16 protein-coding genes and 1 pseudogene are annotated in these 16,548 nt (G+C 70.0%); 9 read left to right on the plus strand and 8 right to left on the minus strand.

Annotated elements, in window-relative coordinates; all coding sequences use genetic code 11:
• The first annotated feature begins 11 nt into the window (after positions 1–11).
• From MSPGM_RS21060 to MSPGM_RS21075, 4 genes are read left to right on the plus strand one after another with little or no spacing between them, the layout of a single operon-like run.
• Positions 12–1,808 (plus strand): ArnT family glycosyltransferase, encoded by a 1,797-nt coding sequence (locus MSPGM_RS21060; protein WP_003599066.1) that lies wholly within the window; start codon positions 12–14, stop codon positions 1,806–1,808.
• Positions 1,805–2,563: a glycosyltransferase family 2 protein gene (locus MSPGM_RS21065; RefSeq protein WP_003599065.1), complete on the plus strand. Its 759-nt coding sequence runs from the start codon at positions 1,805–1,807 to the stop codon at positions 2,561–2,563. Before MSPGM_RS21060 ends, MSPGM_RS21065 begins: the two co-directional genes overlap by 4 nt.
• 4 nt (positions 2,564–2,567) lie before the next feature.
• Positions 2,568–2,897, plus strand: a complete 330-nt coding sequence (locus MSPGM_RS21070; RefSeq protein ID WP_003599063.1) for a lipid-A-disaccharide synthase N-terminal domain-containing protein — start codon at positions 2,568–2,570, stop codon at positions 2,895–2,897.
• Positions 2,898–2,912: 15 nt separating this feature from the next.
• Positions 2,913–3,377 carry a DUF2721 domain-containing protein gene (locus MSPGM_RS21075; protein ID WP_003599059.1) on the plus strand — a complete coding sequence of 155 codons (465 nt, stop codon included), beginning with the start codon at positions 2,913–2,915 and terminating at the stop codon, positions 3,375–3,377.
• Between the two features lie 3 nt (positions 3,378–3,380).
• On the opposite strand, the gene MSPGM_RS21080 is transcribed toward MSPGM_RS21075, so the two are convergent.
• The 4 genes and pseudogenes from MSPGM_RS21080 to MSPGM_RS21095 all read right to left on the minus strand — a co-directional run bounded on the left by MSPGM_RS21080 (position 3,381) and on the right by MSPGM_RS21095 (position 8,169).
• Entirely contained in the window at positions 3,381–4,892 is a 1,512-nt protein-coding gene (locus MSPGM_RS21080) for a flavin-containing monooxygenase (protein WP_003599057.1), read from the minus strand.
• Entirely contained in the window at positions 4,889–5,839 is a 951-nt protein-coding gene (locus tag MSPGM_RS21085; protein WP_043766526.1) for an alpha/beta hydrolase, read from the minus strand. The genes MSPGM_RS21080 and MSPGM_RS21085 overlap by 4 nt, the downstream gene beginning before the upstream one ends.
• Before the next feature lie 2 nt (positions 5,840–5,841).
• On the minus strand, positions 5,842–6,666 hold the full coding sequence (locus tag MSPGM_RS21090; RefSeq protein ID WP_015857412.1) for an SDR family NAD(P)-dependent oxidoreductase: 825 nt from the start codon (positions 6,664–6,666) through the stop codon (positions 5,842–5,844).
• Between the two features lie 7 nt (positions 6,667–6,673).
• Positions 6,674–8,169: pseudogene (locus MSPGM_RS21095) on the minus strand (protein adenylyltransferase SelO).
• Between the two features lie 137 nt (positions 8,170–8,306).
• On the opposite strand from MSPGM_RS21095, the gene MSPGM_RS21100 reads away from it, so the two are divergent.
• From MSPGM_RS21100 to MSPGM_RS21115, 4 genes are all read left to right on the plus strand, one after another.
• A complete protein-coding gene (locus MSPGM_RS21100; RefSeq protein WP_003602049.1) occupies positions 8,307–9,239 on the plus strand; it encodes a DMT family transporter in 933 nt (310 codons plus the stop codon).
• Positions 9,240–9,558: 319 nt separating this feature from the next.
• Positions 9,559–10,575: a sensor histidine kinase gene (locus tag MSPGM_RS21105; protein WP_015824292.1), complete on the plus strand. Its 1,017-nt coding sequence runs from the start codon at positions 9,559–9,561 to the stop codon at positions 10,573–10,575.
• Positions 10,576–10,948: 373 nt separating this feature from the next.
• Entirely contained in the window at positions 10,949–11,752 is an 804-nt protein-coding gene (locus tag MSPGM_RS21110; RefSeq protein WP_003602052.1) for an SGNH/GDSL hydrolase family protein, read from the plus strand.
• Positions 11,753–11,819: 67 nt separating this feature from the next.
• Positions 11,820–12,212 (plus strand): group III truncated hemoglobin, encoded by a 393-nt coding sequence (locus tag MSPGM_RS21115; RefSeq protein ID WP_003602054.1) that lies wholly within the window; start codon positions 11,820–11,822, stop codon positions 12,210–12,212.
• A 108-nt stretch (positions 12,213–12,320) separates the two neighbouring features.
• On the opposite strand, the gene MSPGM_RS21120 is transcribed toward MSPGM_RS21115, so the two are convergent.
• The 4 genes from MSPGM_RS21120 to MSPGM_RS21135 form a co-directional block, all read right to left on the minus strand.
• Positions 12,321–13,139 carry an MBL fold metallo-hydrolase gene (locus MSPGM_RS21120; protein WP_003602056.1) on the minus strand — a complete coding sequence of 273 codons (819 nt, stop codon included), beginning with the start codon at positions 13,137–13,139 and terminating at the stop codon, positions 12,321–12,323.
• A gap of 16 nt (positions 13,140–13,155) precedes the next feature.
• Positions 13,156–13,953, minus strand: coding sequence for a TatD family hydrolase (locus MSPGM_RS21125; protein ID WP_003602057.1), 798 nt, complete (start codon positions 13,951–13,953; stop codon positions 13,156–13,158).
• A gap of 49 nt (positions 13,954–14,002) precedes the next feature.
• Complete coding sequence (gene metG, locus MSPGM_RS21130; protein WP_003602058.1) at positions 14,003–15,571, minus strand: methionine--tRNA ligase; 1,569 nt, start codon at positions 15,569–15,571, stop codon at positions 14,003–14,005.
• Between the two features lie 225 nt (positions 15,572–15,796).
• Entirely contained in the window at positions 15,797–16,012 is a 216-nt protein-coding gene (locus MSPGM_RS21135; protein ID WP_003602059.1) for a hypothetical protein, read from the minus strand.
• A 298-nt stretch (positions 16,013–16,310) separates the two neighbouring features.
• Between MSPGM_RS21135 and MSPGM_RS21140 the strand changes: the two genes are divergently transcribed.
• Entirely contained in the window at positions 16,311–16,511 is a 201-nt protein-coding gene (locus MSPGM_RS21140) for a hypothetical protein (protein WP_003602060.1), read from the plus strand.
• Positions 16,512–16,548 lie beyond the last annotated feature (37 nt).

Here is a 16,548-nt window from a genome sequence, read left to right on the forward strand (position 1 = left end):
GGGCCCCGCCGATGACGCGCCTTGGCGTCGCGCCGGCCGCGCTGTCACAGGCGGAGGGTGGCTGGCCGCTCGACGGCGCGCTGCGCCTTAGCGATCGGGTGCTGTCCTTCGGGGCCGCGAGCCATCTGCGCGCCTGCCTCCTGCTCCTGCTGATCGGTCTCGCCAGCTTCCTGCCGGGCCTTGCCTCGCTCCAGCCGATGGACCGGGACGAGCCGCGCTTTGCCCAAGCCTCCAAGCAGATGCTGGAGACGGGCGACCTCGTCGATATCCGCTTCCAGGCCGAGGCCCGCCACAAGAAGCCGGTCGGGATCTACTGGGCCCAGGCCGCCGCCGTCGCGGCCGGCGAGGCGCTCGGTGTGCCGCAGGCGCGCACGCAGATCGGGCTCTACCGGATCCCCTCGCTTCTCGGCGCGCTGGCGGCGATCCTGCTGACCTACTGGGCGGGCCTCGCCCTGCTCGACCGTCGCCGGGCGCTGCTGGCCGCCGCCCTGTTTTCCGCCTGCATCATGCTCTCGGCGGAAGCGCGCCTTGCCAAGACCGACGCGCTGCTCACCGCCTGCTCGGTCGCCGCGTTCGGCGCGCTCGCCCGCGCCTGGCTCGGGCGCGCCCGGTTGGAGCGGCGCCGCGGCCCGGCCTCGCTCGGAACGGCCTTGGTCTTCTGGCTCGGGATCGCCCTCGGCATCCTCGTGAAGGGGCCGATGGTGCCGCTCTTCGCCGGGCTCGCCGCCTTCGTGCTGTGCCTGCGCGAGGGCTCGGCCCGCTGGCTGCTCGACCTGCGCCCGCGCTTAGGCCTCCTCATCACGCTCGCCGTCGTGGCGCCCTGGTTCCTGGCGATCGCCTGGAAGAGCGGCGGCGCCTTCTTCGGCGAGGCGGTGGGGCGCGATATGCTCGGCAAGGTCGGCACCGGCGCCGAGAAGCATTGGGGCCCGCCCGGCGCCTACGCGCTCGCCTTCTTCGCCACCTTCTGGCCGGGCGCCGCCTTCGCCGCCCTCAGCCTTCCCTTCGCCTGGGCGCGGCGGGGTGAGGAGGCGGTGGCGCTGCTGCTCGCCTGGATCGTGCCGATGTGGCTGATCTTCGAGGCGGTGCCGACCAAGCTGCCGCATTACGTCCTCCCCCTGATGCCGGCGGTGGCGATCCTTACCGTGCTGGCGCTGTCGCGTGGCGCTCTCGATCCGCGACGTCCGGGCGCGCGCTGGGTGGCGGGGCTCGTGGTGCTGATTCCGGTCGGGCTGACGCTGGGCGTCAGCCTCGCCGCGTGGCGTCTCGACCATGTGCTGCCCCTGGCCGCCTTGCCGCTGCTGTTCGCCGCCTGCGTTCTCGCCGGCCTCGCCTGGGCCGCCTTTGCGCGCGGGGCAAGAGAAGGGGCGGGACGAGGGACAGGGCCAGAGGCAGGGGAGGGCGCTCTGGTGCTCGCCGTCGCCGCTTCGGTGGTGCTGTCGGGCGCCGTGTTCGGCCTGACCCAGCCGGTGCTGCAAAGCCTCAAGGTCTCGCCGCGGCTCGCCGCGATCCGCGATGCCCTGCCCTGCGAGGCGCCGCGTGTGGCAAGTCTCGGCCTTCGCGAGCCGAGCCTCGTCTTCACCGTCGGCACGGATCTGGCCATGCTGAATTCCGGTGCCGAGGCCATCGCCTTCCTACGGGAGGGCGGCTGCCGCGTCGTGCTGGTCGAGGACCGGTTCGCCGCCGAATTCGCGACCGCCCAAGGCGGGCAACCGCTTAGCCCCGTCGGCCGGGTCACCGGCTTCAACATCAACGGCGGCAAGCCGGTCGGGGTCTCCGCCTACGCCGCGCTGCCGGGTTCCACGCCATGAGCATGACGACCCAGTCCGAGCCGCCGCGCCTCAGCGTGGTGGTGCCGGTGAAGAACGAGGCCGGCAACATCGAGGCCCTGGTGGCCGAGATCGGCCATGCCTGCCAGACCCTCGCGCCGTTCGAGGTCATCTACGTCGATGACGGCTCGACCGACGCGACGCTGGCCACTCTCCGCGGCCTGCAGGCCAAGCATCCGTGGCTCAGGGTGGTGCGCCATGACCGCGGCGGCGGCCAGAGCGGGGCGGTGCGCAGCGGCGTGCTGCGTGCCCGCGCGCCCGTCATCGCCACGCTCGACGGCGACGGCCAGAACGATCCGTCCTTCATCCCCGTGCTCTATGCCGCCCTCGAGCAGGCCGGCCCGACGGTCGGGCTCGCGCAGGGGCAGCGGATCGGCCGGAAAGGGGCCTGGAAGCAGTTCCAGTCGCGGATCGCCAACGGCGTGCGCGGAAAGATCCTGAAGGACGCCACCCGCGATACCGGCTGCGGGCTCAAGGTGTTTCGCCGCGAGGTCTACCTTACGCTGCCCTATTTCGACGCGCTTCACCGCTTCATGCCTGCGCTCGTCACCCGCGAGGGGTTCGGCGTGGTGCACCGCGACGTGGTGGACCGGCCGCGCTTCACCGGGCACTCGAATTACGGGATGTTCGACCGGCTCTGGGTCGGCATCCTCGATCTGGCCGGGGTGTGGTGGCTGATCCGGCGCCGCCGCCCGGCCCCCCGGGCCGAGGAAATCCCACACAGCGAGAGCCGGTGAACCCATGCTGATCCAGCTCGCCGAGGACCTGCCGGCCTATTTCTACGACGTGTTCGTCACCCGCTTCGATTTCTGGCTGGTGTTCGGCATCGGGGCGCAGCTCGTATTCGGCTCCCGCTTCATCCTGCAATGGATCGCCAGCGAGCGGGCGGGAAAGAGCGTGATGCCGCTCTCGTTCTGGTTCCTGTCGATCATCGGCGGGCTGATGACCCTGGTCTACGGCTTCGTGCGCCGGGAGCCGGTGATCATCATCGGGCAGGGGCTGTCCACCTTCATCTACCTGCGCAACCTCGCCCTCATCTTCCGCGAGCGGCGCCGCGCCCGCCGGGCCTGAGACGAACCCGACGGCATGTTCCAGACCGCGACGGGCGATCCCGAGAGCATCGCCCACATCATCCAGGTAGCGCTCGCCCCCGCCTTCCTGCTCTCGGCGCTGGCGACCCTGCTCAACGTGTTCTCGACCCGCCTCGGCCGCGTCGCCGACAAGGTCGATGCGCTCTCGGCCAGCCTGCCCGGTGCGGACGAGGCGGCGCGGGCGACGCTGGCCCGCCGCCTCGCCTACCTGCGCCGGCGCTCGCTTCTGCTCGATCTCGCCGTGGTGCTGGCGAGCCTCGGCGGCGTGATGACGGGCGCGGCCGTGCTGACCCTGTTCGTCGGCGCCCTCAGGGACGCCTCCGCGGCCTCCGTGCTGTTCGCCTGCTTCGGCCTTGCGCTCGGCTGCACCATCCTGGCGATCCTGGCCTTCCTCGCCGAAATCCTCCTGGCCGGCCGGGGCATACGCCTGGAGGTCGAGCGCAAGCAGGACCGGCCGTGATCATCAGGGTTTCGAAAGGACAAGTCCTTTCGTGGGTCCAGGGCAAAGCCCTGGAGGATCGGTGAGCCTGTAATCCTCCACCCGCATCCGCTCGGTGCCGCGCACGTAATCGCCGACCGTCCCGGGCCAGAGGGTGCGATTGCGCCCCGCGCGGTCGAGATACCAGCTGCCGCAGCCGCCCTGCGTCCAGATGCTGTCCTGCATCCGCGCATCGACCTCGGCGCGGAAGCGCGCCTGAGCCTCGGGGCGCACCTCCAGCACGCCGCCGGGCTGGTCGCGCAGCCGCTTCAGCGCGCCGAGCACGTGGGCGACCTGCGCCTCGACCATCAGCAGCACCGAGTTGTGGCCGAGCCCGGTATTGGGACCGAGCAGCAGGAAGAAGTTCGGGAAGCCCGCCACCGAGACGCCGCGGAAGGCGTCCGCTCCCTGCTTCCATGCTTGCAGCAAACTTAACCCGTCGCGCCCGATCACCTCCGTGCGCACAACGCTGCCGCCGGGCGCGAAGCCGGTGGCGAAGATCAGCATGTCGAGCGGGTGCTCGGCGCCGTCCGCCGTGACGATGCCGTGGGGCAGAACCTCGCGGATCGGCGCGGTGACGAGGCTCGCGTTGGGCCGGGCCAGCGCCGGGTAATAGTCGTCGGAGAGCAGCACCCGCTTGCAGCCGAGGCGGTAGTCGGGCGTGAGCTGTCGTCTCAGAGCCGGATCGGCGATCGAGGCCGCGAGGTGCCGGCGGGACCACGCTTCGGCCAAAGCGGTTACGCGCGAGACGCGGGTGAAGCCCGCGAGCGCCGCGACCTCGCGGCGCCAGAACAGCGAGGCGCGGTGGAGACGGCGCAGGGGGGCGATCCGCATCAGCCACTGGAATCCGCGCCCGGTCGGGCGGTCGCCGCGGGGCAGGATCCAGGGGGCCGAGCGCTGGAACTGGGTGAGGTGGGCGACACGGCCGACGATCTCCGGCACGAACTGCACCGCGCTCGCCCCCGTGCCGATCACGCCGACGCGCTTGGCCCTCAGGTCGCAGGAATGATCCCAGGTCGCCGAGTGGAAGGCTTTTCCCGAGAACCGCTCCAGGCCGGGGAGGCGGGGCAGGGCAGGGTGGTGCAGGGCGCCCATGGCACCGACGAGCACGCGGGCGGAGACGACGCCCCTGTCGGTCTCGACTCGCCACAGGCCTGCCTCCGCATCGAAGACGGCGCGCGTCACGCAGGTCTCCAGGCGCAGGAACGGCGCGAGGCCGTGCGCGGCCACAAGCCCTTCGAGATAGGCCTCGATCTCGGGTTGCGGCGCGAAAAGGCGCGACCAATCGGATTTCGGCGCGAAGGAGAGGGAGTAGAGTTGCGAGGGCACGTCGCAGGCGGCCCCCGGATAGGTGTTCTCCCGCCACGTGCCGCCGACGCCCGCGGCCTTCTCCAGCACGAGGAGGCGGTCGAACCCGGCCTGCCGCGCGCGGATCGCCATGGCGAGGCCGGAAAAGCCGGCGCCGACGATGACGAGATCGAGGGGCGCTTCGCTCACGCGGCGACCTCCGCCTCAGGATGGGGGGGCGCTTTCAGGGCGCGGTGCAGGAAGGTCGCGGCCTCGTCGAGGGAGCGGCGTGCCTCGGGCAGAAAGCTCTCGGCGAGCTGCCAAGCATGCGCCACCACGGGAAACACCGTGAGTTCGACCGGCACGCCCGCGGCCTTTGCCTTCTCGGCGAGGCGCAGGGAATCGTCGCGCAGGATCTCGCGGACGCCGACATGGATCAGGAGCGGCGGAAACCCGGACAAATCCGCCTCGATCGGCGAGGCGCGCGGGTCGGCAGGGTCGGCCCCGGCGAGGTAGGCCGGAACCAGCCGCATCAGCGCCTCGGGGCGGAACATCGCGTCGCGCCGCCCATTCGTGCGGAACGAGGCGCTGCGGCCGATCAGGTCGGTGGCCGGCGAGAACAGGGCCGCCGCCACGGGCGGGGTCAGGCCGAGGCGGCGCGCCTCGATGATCGTGGTGAGCGCCAGGCTGCCGCCCGCGGAATCCCCGGCGACGACCGCCGGGCCCGCCTCCGCGAGCGCGGTCCAGACACCCGTGCAATCCTCGACCGCCGCGGGAAAGGGGTGCTCCGGCGCCAACCGGTAATCCGGCGTGAACACCCGGAAGCCGGCTCGAGCGAAGCGGCCGGTGACTGGGCGGTACAATTGCGCCGAGCAGGCAATGAAGCCGCCGCCGTGGCAATAGAGCAGGGTTGGGCGCTCGCCGTCCGCGCGGGTCCCTTCCGTCTTCGTCCCTTCCGTCTTCGCCCCTGCGGCCTCCGCCCACTCGCCGGGCACGCCGCCGACCTCGCCGGGGGTGAAGGCGACGCCGGCCGGCGTCGGGAACCGGGCGCCCTCGAAGGCGCGGCGGATCGCATAGACATCGTGGGTGCCGCCGAGTCGCCCCTTCACCGCGAGGCGGATGGTGAGATCGTAGAGGTGGGCGCGCAGGCTGGCCATGGTCACGTGTCTCGAACGGCGCGGCGGATCAGCGACCAGTAGCGCACCGGCATCAGGCGCTGGATCAGCAGGGCGCGGCGGGCATCGGCGCCGATCACCACGCGGGGCGCCCGCGTCTCGATCCCGCGCAGGATCGCTGCGGCGGCTTTCGCCGGGCTCATCGTCAGGAGGCGCTCGAAAGCGAGATGGGCTTCGGCGGCTTCGTGCGGATCCATGGTGCGAGGTCGGCGGGCGTTGCGGGCAATCGCGGTGGCGACCCCGCCCGGATGCACCAGCGTGACGCCGAGCCCGGTGCCCTCAACTTCATGGCGCAGGGCCTCGGTGAAGCCGCGCACCGCGAACTTGCTCGCCGCGTAGGCTGTCTGCCCCGCGGGCGCGATGATGCCGAACACGCTCGACAGGTTGACGATCTGCGCCTGTGCTTGAGCCCGCAACAGCGGCAGGCAGGCATGGGTCAGCCGCATCACCGCGTGCAGGTTCACGTCCATGAGCCAGTCGATATCGGCCGGGTCCGTGTCCTCGAACCGGCCGCCAAGCGCCACGCCGGCATTGTTGACGAGGAGGTGCAGCCCGCCGTGACGGTTACGGACCGCCTCCGGCAGTGCGAGGAGCGCCTCTCGGTCGGCGAGGTCGAGCACATGCTCGCTGACCGTGACACCGGCAGCGCGGGCGGCGCGCGCCGTCTCGGCGAGGCCCTGCGCGTCGCGGTCGGCCAGCGCCAGGGCGCAGCCGCGCCCCGCCAGCGCGAGGCTCAGCGCCGCGCCAATGCCGCTCGCGGCCCCCGTAACGAGGGCGGTCCGCCCCTGCAGAACGAAACGCTGAGCCATCTCCGCCTCAGGCGTCCGGGGGGAGGGCTTGCGTGCCGTAGGCCTCGGCCATCGCTTCGATCTCGGCGAGCTTGGCCTGGAGCCCCGACCAGTCATCGGCCTCGGCGATCGGCGCCCAAAGCGCCTCGACCTCGTCGATCAGCATCGTGCAGGGTTTTTCGCGGGCAAAGTAAGGGTGGTCGAGGTTGGCCTTGACGGCGGGACGCATCGCCTGGAGCGCAGTGTGGACCGGGCGGAAGGCGTCGCTGGCGTAGTGCTCGCCCGCCGGGCTCCGGGCCGCGCGGGGCTCACTCGCCAGCCCCCCGCGCCAGTCGAAGAAGACCTGCTCGAACGGCGCGCGGCTGGTTTCGAGGAAGGCCCAGAATGCGCCGACCAGCCGGTGGACCGCGCCCTCGCCCTCCCCTGCGCGGGGGTGACCCCGAGCCGGAACAGGATCGCCTCGGCGAACGCGTCCTGCAGCGCCGGGCCGAAGCCTTTCAGCCCCGCCTCCAGCCGCTCCTTCGGCACGAGGCCGAGCAGGCAATCGGCCAGCCGGCTCAGGTTCCAGAACAGGGCCTCGGGCTGGCGGCCGAAGCTGTAGAGGCCCCACTCGTCGAAATAGGCGGCGGTGAAGGCCGGATCATGGGTGGGAGCGAAGCGCCAGGGGCCGTAATCGAAGCTCTCGCCGGCGACGTTGATGTTGTCGGTGTTGAGCACGCCGTGGACGAAGCCCGCGGCCATCCACTGCGCGCCCATCCGCGCCACCCGCGCCAGCATCGCCTCGAAGAACAGGGCCGCGCGCTCCGCCGGCTCGGCTTCTTGGATGCCGGGATAGTAGGTTTCGACCACGTAATCGACGAGGCGGGCGATCGCCTCGGGCTGTTCGAGGAACTGGAAGCGCTGGAAGGTGCCGATGCGCAGGTGCGAATGCGACAGCCGCACCAGCACCGCCGAGCGGGTGGGGGAGGGCTCGTCGCCCCGCTCCAGCGCCTCGCCGGTCTCGATCAGGCTGAACGACTTCGAGGTCTCGACGCCGAGCGCCTCCAGCATGGCGGTGGCCAGCACCTCGCGCACGCCGCCCTTCAGGGTGAGCCGCCCGTCCGCCCCGCGCGACCAGGGCGTCGTGCCGCTGCCCTTGGTGCCAAGATCGAGCAGGCGCCCGTCGCGCCGGTCGTGGCCTTGCGCGAACAGGAAGCCGCGGCCGTCGCCGAGATCCGCGTTGTAGGAACGGAACTGATGGCCGTGATAACGCAGCGCCATCGGCCGCTCGAACGAGCCGGGCAGGGGTGTGAAGCGCGCGAAATGCGCGATCCACGCCTCGTCCGACAGATCGTCGAGCCCGACGCGCCGCGCCCACGCTTGGTTGCGGTAGCGCAGGATCGCCGAGGGGAAGTCGGCCGGGGCCACGACGTCGTAGAAGTCGGGCCCGAGATCGGCGTGGCGGCGCGAGGGTTTGAAAGCGGGCAGGGGTTCGGCTCCGTCCGGTGTGGCGGGAGGAGTCGGGCAGGCGCGGGGGAACGTCAAGCCGACGAAAGGCTGAACCCGGCGGCGGGGAGGGGCGATCCCTTCACCGAATGGCTGATCAGCCCTCCCCTGGCTATTCCGGGGCCGGCGCGGCATGGCATCGGACCGGAACGAGCCTCGCACACGGATCTTCCAGCGTGACCCAAGGCACCACCGGCGCCCGCGCCTCCGCGGCGGCTTACCCGATCCTGACGCTGACCACCCTCCTCTGGGCAGGCAACACGGTGGCCGGCAAGTGGGCGGTCGGGGAGGTCTCGCCGCAGGTGCTGACGACCCTGCGCTGGGCCTTCGCCTTCGCGGTGCTGCTCGTGGTGGCCCGCCGTCAGGTTCTGGCGGACCGGGACCGGCTGGTGCAGCGCTGGCCCTACCTGTTCCTGATGGGGGCGTGCGGCTTCACCATCTTCGCCAGCCTGTTCTACGCCGCCGGCACCTATACCAGCGCGGTCAACGTCGCCCTGATCCAGGGGGCGGTTCCCGTCTTCGTCATGGCGCTGAACCGCGCCGTGCGTCGCGTGCCTGTGAGGGCAGGGCAGGTGATCGGCGCCGCCGTGACCCTGGTGGGTGTCGCGGTGGCGACCACCCACGGCGATCTCGCGGTGCTGGCGCATCTCGGTCTCAACCGCGGCGACGGTCTGATGCTCGCTGCGAGCCTCGTCTATGCCGGCTACACCGTGGCGCTCGCCGGGCGCCCCGCCGTGTCGGGGCTCGCCTTCTTCACCGCGCTGGCGCTGGCCGCCTTCCTCACCTCGCTGCCGCCGCTCGCCGCCGAATGGGCGCTCGGCCACGCGATCTGGCCCGCCACCGCGACGGCCTGGGCCATCGTCGCCTTCGTCGCGCTCGGTCCTTCGTTGCTGGCGCAGCTGTCCTTCATCCGCGGCGTCGAACTGATCGGCCCGAACCGCGCTGGGCTGTTCGTGAACCTCGTGCCGGTCTTCGGTGCGGGGCTCGCCGTGCTGCTGGCGGGCGAACCCTTCGGCGGGGCCGAGACGCTGGCGCTGCTCCTCGTGCTCGGCGGCATCCTCATTGCCGAGATCGCCGGGCGGCGGGCGGCACGATCCCCGGGCCGTTGAACCGGGGCAGGGAAGGGCAGCGGCAAGTACAGCGGGAGGCGAGGGGGAGGGCGCTGCTCCGGTCGCAGCCCATCCCGAAATAGATCGCCCTGCGCCGAAATGGATGCCCGCCGGGCGTGCAAAAGCGCGGAAGTCGAAGAACTTAGAACCGTGTGCGATTGCAGCGTGATCGAGCCTGGCTTTGAGGGTTGTGCCTCATCTCATCCGCCCCGGCCCGAACGACGGGCGGAAAATCCTGCACCGCTGTGGGCGGGACACAGATCGGGCCTGAAAACCGGATAATGTTCTTTCGAATCACATTGCGGACCCTCCCCCCCAGATGCCGTCCTTCCTCGCCCTTGCCGCCGGACGGCTGCCCGCGCCGCCGTGGTTCGGCGACGTCGCTGCCCTGGGCGCGACGGGGATCGCCATCGCCCTGCGCCACGCGCTCGACGACGTGCTGCCGCCGGGCTTCCCGTTCCTGACCTTCTTTCCGGCGGTGATCCTGACGACGTTCTTCTTCGGCCTGCGGCCGGGGATCGTCTGCGCCGTGCTCTCGGGGCTCGCCGCGTGGTACTTCTTCATCGGCGAGGCGAACGTCTTTCTGTTCGATGCGCAGACCGCGCTGGCACTCGGCTTCTACGCCTTCATCGTCACGGTCGACATCACGCTCATCCACCTGATGCGCGTCGCGGGGGAACGGCTGAATGCGGAGCGGGCGGTGAGCGCCCAACTCTACGAGCAGCAGCGCACGATGTTTCAGGAGCTGCAGCACCGCGTCGCCAACAACATGCAGTTCGTGGCGGCCCTCCTCGCCCTTCAGAAGCGCAAGGTCATCGACAATCCGCAGGAGGCGGCCGACGTCTTCGACGAGGCGCAGGCCCGGCTGCAGACGATCGCGCGCATCCATCGCCGCCTCTACGACCCGGCGCGGGCCGACCAGCCCGTGGGCCAGTACCTGCAGGAACTCTGCTCCGACCTGCTCGACGCGACGGGCGCGCGCAACATCGTCTGCCTCGTCGATGCGCCGCCGGTGCGCCTCGATCTCGCCCGCCTGACCACCCTGTCGCTCCTCGTGGTCGAGGTGGTGACGAACGCCCTGAAACACGCCTTCCACGGGACCGAGCGCGGCACCATCACCATCCGGTTCGAAACCCTCGGAGCCGGGCAGGCGTCGCTCAGCATCGCCGATAACGGGCCAGGCATCCCCGCGACCTTCGATCCGGACACGAGCCGCAGTCTCGGCTTCCGGATCGTTCAAGGGCTCGCGGGCCAGCTCGACGGCACGCTGACCTACGCCAATGAGGGCGGCACGGTGGTGCGCCTCGTCTTCGTCACCGGTCCGACGGACGCATGACGGAGCGTCCGCAAGCCATCGCGGTCGGCCGGGGCAGGGCGCTTTCGCGTGAGGCGCAAGGCTGAAGCAGGCTCATGCGTCCGACAGAGTGCCTGCACGGCGTCTCAGGCCGTGGATCCGGCGCCCGTTCACGTCTGTCGCAGCCCATGAAAGCCGTTCGCATAAGATATATTATGGAACGTGGGGATGAGTGCAGATGCCCTTTCAGGCATCCGTTAACCATAAATCCTCAGCAATTTCCCGGTTTTCGTCCCTTCGAGGCCGATCCGGCCTGCGGCAAGCACGCATTGGAGCGGACCTCTCGCAATCGTCACAATCATCGGGCAACAGTCGGAGACATCGGGAAACAGAATCGGCTGCTAGACGTTTCGCCATGTTCCACCGCCCGCTCTCCGGTCTCATCCTTGCCACCGCCCTCGCCGGCCCGCTCGGCTTGTCCGGTGCCCGCGCGCAGCCCGATGCGCCGCCGGTCGTGGCACCGCAGATGCCGGCGTCCGTCGAGCGCCTGCCGACGAAGCTGGCACGGCTCGCCTCACAGCTCGGGCGCGACGGCGATGTGCGGATCGTGGCCTTCGGCTCCTCCTCGACGGAAGGGGCGGGCGCGTCGTCACCGGCCATGGCCTACCCTGCCCTGCTCGAGCGCGACTTGGAGGAGCGCCTCCAGATCGGCGCATCGAGCCGGCGCTCGATCACCGTGATCAACCGCGGCAAGGGCGGTGACACCGCCGAGGCGATGGCGCGGCGCTTGGAGCGCGATGTGCTGGCCGAGCGCCCGGATCTCGTGGTCTGGCAGACCGGCAGCAACGATCCGCTCGCCGGAGTGCCGCTGGAGCGTTTCGTCGAACTGACCCGCGCGGGCATCCTGGCGATCCGCGCCACCGGAGCCGACGTGGTGCTGATGGACCAGCAATGGTGCAGCAAGCTCTCGGGTATGGAGGGCGCCGAGCGCTACGGCGAGGCTCTGCACGCGCTCGCCACCGAACTGCGCGTGCCGGTGATCCGCCGCCGCGCCCTGATGCAGTCCTGGGTCTCGCACGGATTGATGACCCCGGCCCAGATGATCGGCCCCGACGGCCTGCACATGACCGATGCCGGCTACCGCCAGCTCGCCAAGGCGGCCGCCGCCCAGATCCTCGTTGGCGCCGGCCTGATCCAGCCCTCGATCGCCCGGAACTGACCGGGGCAGGGGCGGCTTTCGCAAGCATGGAGCCCCCTCCCCGCGCTGTTAAAGCCCGCGCTGTCGCATGAAGCAGGCCGAACTCACCGAAGCGGCTCTGGCCGCCTTCCTCGACGCCTTCTACGCCCGGGTGCGCCGCGATCCGTTGATCGGCCCCGTCTTCGCGGCCAAGATTCCGGACGAGGCATGGCCGCGCCATCTCGCCACGATCCGCGATTTCTGGTCCTCGGTGCTGCTCAAGACCGGCCGCTACAAGGGCAACCCGTTCGGCCGCCATCTCGGCATCGAGGGGATCAACCCTGCGCATTTCGCGCGCTGGCTCGGCCTGTTCGAGGAGACCGCCAGGGAGGTTTTCGTGCCCGAGATCGCGTGGATCCTCGTCGAGCGGGCACATCGGATCGGCGACAGCCTGAAATCCGGGCTGTTCTTCCGGCCGGAGATGCCGGCCGTAAGACCCTGATCTTCTTTAGAGCATCGTCCTGGATATCGGATCCAGGACGATGCTCTAACCTTTTGTCTTTGCATCATCTTTTTCCGAAAGCCGGCAATCACCTTTCGGGATGATGCTCTAGAGATCGACGGTCGCCGTCAGCCCGTCATAGGCCGGCACCACGTGTCCCGGCAGCTTCTTGGCCAGCGTGGCGTAGTCGAGATCGGTGTGGAGGTTGGTCAGGATGGCGCGGCGCGGCGCGACCTCCTCGATCAGGGCGAGCGCGTCCGAGACCGAGTAATGCGACGGGTGAGGGGTCTCGCGCAGGGCATCGATGATGAGCAGGTCGAGGCCGTGCAAGCGGGCCTTGGCCGCCTCGGGCATCAGGCTCACGTCCGGCGCGTAGGCGGCGGGGCCGAAGCGGAAGCCGTGGGCGATCTCGTTGCCGTGCTCCATGCGAAAGGCGTCCGCCACGATCGGGCCGCCCGCGCCCACGATGGTCAGCGGTTCGTCCGCGCGCATCTCGTGCAGGTCGAGAATCGGCGGGTAGAGGCTGCCCGGCGGCGTCTCGAAGGCGTAGCCGAAGCGCTTCATGAGGAGCGCGTGGGTGAGGGGGTCGGCATGGACCGGGATGCGCCGGTGCATGTGGATCACGAGCGGGCGCACGTCGTCGATGCCGTGGGTGTGGTCGGCATGTGCGTGGGTGTAGAGCAGGGCGTCGAGGCGGGTGACGCCGGCGTCGATGAGCTGTTCGCGCAGGTCTGGCGAGGTATCGACCAGCACCGTCGTGGTGCCCCCTCCCCCGTTTCCGTCCCCTTGGCGCCGCTCTACCAGCAGCGAGCAGCGGCGGCGGCGGTTGCGCGGCTCGGCCGGGTCGCAGGCGCCCCAGCCGTAACCGACCCGCGGCACGCCGCCGGACGAGCCGCAGCCGAGGATGCGCAGGCTCAAGCTCGGCATGCGCCCTCCCCCATCCTCATGCGGCGATTCCCTCGATCGCGGCGGCCTTGGAGAACAGCCGGTAGAAGTTGGCCGTCGTGCGCGCGGAAAACTCCTCGAAGGGCAGGCCGAGCGCCTTGGCCAGCACGCGGGCGGTGTCGGCGGTGTAGGCCGGTTCGCAGCGTCGCCCCCGGTGCGGCTCGGGCGCGAGGAACGGCGCGTCGGTCTCGACCAGGATGCGGTCGAGGGGCACGCTGCGGGCGATGTCGCGCAAAGCGTCCGAGCGGCGGAAGGTGACGATGCCGGAGAACGAGACCGACAGGCCGAGCTCAACCCCGACTTCAGCGAGCCGCGCGCCGGATGAGAAGCAGTGCAGCACCGCCTTGAACGACCCTTTGGCCATCTCGTCGGTGAGCACCGCTTCCATATGCGCGTCGGCGTCGCGGGAATGGATCACCAGCGGCAGGCCGGAGAGGCGGGCGGCCTCGATATGGGCGCGCAGCACCCGCTCCTGCACCGCCTCCGGCGCGGCGTCCTCGTAATGGTAGTCGAGCCCCGCCTCGCCGATGCCGACGCAGCGCGGGGCATCGGCCAGCGCGGCGATGGTCTCGGCCGGCACGTCCGGCTCCTCGGCGGCACCGTGCGGGTGGGTGCCCACCGTGTACCACACCGCCGCGTTCGCCTCGGCGAGCGCGCGGTAGCTGTCGGCCTTGGCGACCCGCGTCGAGATGGTGAGGAGGCGCGTCACGCCGGCCTCGGCCGCGCGGGCGATCACACCCGGAATGTCCTGCGCGAAGTCCGGGAAATCGAGGTGGCAGTGGCTGTCGACCAGCATGGTCTCTTTGGCGGATTCTTTGGGGAAGGAGCGATGCGGGGAGGCGGCGTCAGGCCGTCGCCTCCGGCTTCTCGAAGCGGGGGAAGATCGGGGCCGGGGCGGGCAGCGCCGTGCCGCCCTGCAGGCGGTACTCGGCGCCGGTAAAAGCGAAGCTGCGTGCGTTCACCGGCACGGCGAGCAGATCGAGCAAGGCGGCACCCGCCGTCGGCACGAAGGGCTGCACCATCAGGCCGACCCGGCGCAGGGTCTCGACCGTGACGTAGAGCACCGTGTTCATGCGCGCCGGATCGGACTTGCGCAGCTTCCACGGCTCTTCGGAGGCGAAGTAGCGGTTGGCCTCGCCGACCACGGCCCAGATCTCGGCCAGGATCGCGTGCAGGGCGAGATTCTGCATCAGCCCCCGTGCCTTCTCCGGCAGGGCCGCGGCGGCGGCGAGCAGGCGCTCGTCGGCCTCGGTGAAGGCACCCGGCTCCGGCACCGTGCCCTCACAGTTCTTCGCGATCATCGAGAGCGAGCGCTGGGCGAGGTTGCCGAGGTCGTTGGCGAGGTCCGCGTTGATGCGGTTGATGATCGCCTCGTGGTCGTAATTGCCGTCGCTGCCGAACGGCGCCTCGCGCAGGAGGAAGTAGCGCACCGGATCGACGCCGTAGGTGCCGACGAGATCGAGCGGATCGACCACGTTGCCGAGCGACTTCGACATCTTCTCGCCGCGGCTGAGAAAGAAGCCGTGGCCGAACACGCGCTTGGGCAGCGGCAGCCCGGCCGACATCAGGAAGGCCGGCCAGTAGACCGCGTGGAAGCGGACGATGTCCTTGCCGATGATATGCAGGCTCGCCGGCCAGAACCGGGCGTTCGGCGCCTGCGCATCGGGAAAGCCCGTCACCGTCAGGTAGTTGGTCAGGGCATCGACCCAGACATACATGACGTGGCCCGGCCGGTCCGGCACCGGCACGCCCCAGTCGAAGGTGGTGCGGCTGATCGAGAGATCCTTGAGGCCGGAGCGCACGAAGCTCGCGACCTCGTTCATCCGCGTCTCAGGGCCGAGGAAGTCCGGCTGCTCCGCGTAGAGCTTGAGCAGGGGTTCCTGGTACTTTGAGAGACGGAAGAGGTAGTTTTCCTCCTCCATCCACTCGACGGGCGTGTCCGTCTTGATCGAGCGGCGGTTGCCGTCGGGGCCGAGCGCGGTCTCGGCCTCGTCGTAATAGGCCTCGTCGCGCACCGAGTACCAGCCGGCATATTTGGCGAGGTAGATGTCGCCGTTGGCCTCCATCCGCCGCCACAGCTCCTGGGCCGCGGCGTAGTGGTCGGCTTCCGTGGTGCGGATGAAGCGGTCGTAGCTGCAGTCGAGCCGGTCGGCCACGGCCTTGAAGCGCCCGGCCATGTCATCGACGAAGGCGCGCGGCGTGACGCCGGCGCGGGACGCCGTCTGCTGGATCTTCAGGCCGTGCTCGTCGGTGCCGGTGGTGAACAGCACGTCGCGCCCGTCGAGGCGGTGGAAGCGGGCGATGGCGTCGGTGGCGATCACCTCGTAGGCGTGGCCGATATGCGGCGCGCCGTTCGGGTAAGAGATCGCCGTGGTGATGAGGAAGGGCTCGTTCGCCTTCTCGCTCGCGCTCACGTCAGAAGATGTCCCGGATGCGAAGGTCGGACTGTCATGCCTTGTGGCGCGCAACGTCCCGCGACGCAACCGGCCTGCCGGGCACCGGAGGCCGGCGCGCGCAGGAGGGCGCCGTCCCGTCCGCATTCGGCCCGAAGCCGCGCTCCTTGTGCAGACGCAAAAGAGCCCTGCCGGGACCCGGCAGGGCTCTTTGGACGTGCAGCGCTCGTGTAGGGTCGAGGGCGCTCAGGCGGCGCGCTGGGCGCCGACGGGCAGGACGTTCTCGTTGCCGATCTTGACGGCGGCGCGCTTCGCGGAAGCGGGCGCAGCCCCGCCGACAGCCGCGAACTCGCCGGCAGCAGCGGTATCGGCCTTCGGACCGAGACGGTTGGCCACCAGGGTGACCAGAGCGATGTTGGCGACGCCGGCAGTGAGGGCGGCGAGCAGAGCCAGGGAGATCATGGTGGGCATCCCGTGCGGTTTGTTGCGTTGCAGCGTATGTGCCACCAACGGAGCCGTTCTGGTATACCAAGCACCAAATGCCAGATATTCGCTGGACGCATGTAACGCGCGCTGCGAGGCCTGAGCCCCGAGCATTTTGCATTATGGTGCTATAATACCCAGTATCCTGTTCTATTTTGCATGGACACGGCGGGGATCATCGGGTTAATCCTCGGCGGCGCTGCGAACGGCCGGCAAGGTTCCAGTGTGCGTCAAAAGCGTTGGCCAACCCTCGCCGACGACTTCGAGGACAGTTTTCATGTCAATCGCCAAGGTTCGCCAGCCTGAAGAGCAGTGGATCGAGCTCCCGGAGCCGAATCTTGACCGTTACATGCTGCACTCCTGCAGCCGCGCTGCGAACGACAACCGCCGGCCGTCCGGCGAGATCTTTCGCGTCGTGCAAATCGGCGCCTGCGTGGTCCTGATCGGTGCAACCACCCTGATCAGCGCTTTGATCTAACGATCCGCGCGCGATTCGGTAGGCGCACTTTTCAGCC

Origin of the sequence: Methylorubrum sp. GM97 (genome assembly GCF_024347855.1) — a bacterium.
Taxonomy (GTDB): domain Bacteria; phylum Pseudomonadota; class Alphaproteobacteria; order Rhizobiales; family Beijerinckiaceae; genus Methylobacterium; species Methylobacterium extorquens.

Bases quoted from the DNA above. Each gene is read 5' to 3' on its own strand.
- MSPGM_RS21060 (WP_003599066.1), top strand. From the start codon at position 12: ATGACGCGCCTTGGCGTCGCGCCGGCCGCGCTGTCACAGGCGGAGGGT.
- MSPGM_RS21065 (WP_003599065.1), top strand. From the start codon at position 1,805: ATGAGCATGACGACCCAGTCCGAGCCGCCGCGCCTCAGCGTGGTGGTG.
- MSPGM_RS21070 (WP_003599063.1), top strand. From the start codon at position 2,568: ATGCTGATCCAGCTCGCCGAGGACCTGCCGGCCTATTTCTACGACGTG.
- MSPGM_RS21075 (WP_003599059.1), top strand. From the start codon at position 2,913: ATGTTCCAGACCGCGACGGGCGATCCCGAGAGCATCGCCCACATCATC.
- MSPGM_RS21085 (WP_043766526.1), bottom strand. From the start codon at position 5,839: ATGGCCAGCCTGCGCGCCCACCTCTACGATCTCACCATCCGCCTCGCG.
- MSPGM_RS21090 (WP_015857412.1), bottom strand. From the start codon at position 6,666: ATGGCTCAGCGTTTCGTTCTGCAGGGGCGGACCGCCCTCGTTACGGGG.
- MSPGM_RS21105 (WP_015824292.1), top strand. From the start codon at position 9,559: ATGCCGTCCTTCCTCGCCCTTGCCGCCGGACGGCTGCCCGCGCCGCCG.
- MSPGM_RS21110 (WP_003602052.1), top strand. From the start codon at position 10,949: ATGTTCCACCGCCCGCTCTCCGGTCTCATCCTTGCCACCGCCCTCGCC.
- MSPGM_RS21115 (WP_003602054.1), top strand. From the start codon at position 11,820: ATGAAGCAGGCCGAACTCACCGAAGCGGCTCTGGCCGCCTTCCTCGAC.
- MSPGM_RS21120 (WP_003602056.1), bottom strand. From the start codon at position 13,139: ATGCCGAGCTTGAGCCTGCGCATCCTCGGCTGCGGCTCGTCCGGCGGC.
- MSPGM_RS21125 (WP_003602057.1), bottom strand. From the start codon at position 13,953: ATGCTGGTCGACAGCCACTGCCACCTCGATTTCCCGGACTTCGCGCAG.
- MSPGM_RS21135 (WP_003602059.1), bottom strand. From the start codon at position 16,012: ATGATCTCCCTGGCTCTGCTCGCCGCCCTCACTGCCGGCGTCGCCAAC.
- MSPGM_RS21140 (WP_003602060.1), top strand. From the start codon at position 16,311: ATGTCAATCGCCAAGGTTCGCCAGCCTGAAGAGCAGTGGATCGAGCTC.